1 pseudogene is annotated in these 303 nt (G+C 41.3%); it reads right to left on the reverse strand.

The window, feature by feature from the left end:
* Positions 1-303, reverse strand: a pseudogene (locus E0702_RS16560) (sodium-dependent transporter); the annotation flags it as partial.

The following is a 303-nucleotide window of genomic DNA, read 5'->3' on the forward strand; positions in this document are numbered from 1 at the left end:
TCTATACCGAAAGAGAACACGCTTGGGAAAATGATTAACCCCATCAAGAATGCAATCAGTAGGTTACCCAAAATAATGTAGATTGAACTGCTCGTGATCGCTTGGTCCTTACCCATGTAACTGCCGTAAGCCACCATGTTCCCCACACCAATCCCTAATGTAAAAAATGCCAATCCAATTGCGGCTAGAATAGCCTCGGGTGTTAATGCTGAAAATTTAGGTAAGAGATAGAATTCAAGTCCAAGATGCGCGTTTGGTAATTGCAAAGCATTGACCACAAGAATGATGATCATAACAAACAGT

The organism is Halomonas marinisediminis (assembly GCF_004347715.1).
Lineage (GTDB): Bacteria > Pseudomonadota > Gammaproteobacteria > Pseudomonadales > Halomonadaceae > Halomonas > Halomonas icarae.